Origin of the sequence: Bacillus sp. HY001 (assembly GCF_007558965.1) — a bacterium.
Lineage (GTDB): Bacteria > Bacillota > Bacilli > Bacillales > Bacillaceae_G > Bacillus_A > Bacillus_A mobilis.
Map to the genome: position 1 here is coordinate 1 of NZ_VLTE01000407.1, position 371 is coordinate 371.

The window sequence follows — 371 nt, forward strand, 5'->3', positions numbered from 1 at the left end:
CATTTGCTTTGTATGTAATCATTTGAATCAGTAAACTATGCGGGAGATGACAAAACGATTGGTTATTTCTTTTTCCCATATTCGTTTCTTGTTTCCAACTTTTGTTTTGACCAATAACGATTTTACAAACTTCTTCTTCTTGGGCTAGTTTTACGATATGGTGACTAACTTTATGGAAGACGTCTTTTATTTTCAAGTAACGTTTTTGATGAAGTTTTTCTATCCTTTTAGAAGTAAAAGGTCCTTCATTCGTTTGTTTTCCATTTCTAAGAATGCTTGTAAAATGACTCTTCATTTTGTTGTAATATTGATTTATGCTTTTGACATGTTTGCCCTTAACAAGGACAGGTTTCATACCTGTGTTTGTTACG

General features: G+C 32.1%; 1 protein-coding gene. It reads right to left on the reverse strand.

Features of this window, described 5'->3' with window-relative positions; genetic code table 11:
• The coding region (locus FOT98_RS32000) for an IS200/IS605 family accessory protein TnpB-related protein (protein ID WP_144291307.1) at positions 1-371 on the reverse strand (371 nt) is incomplete at both ends.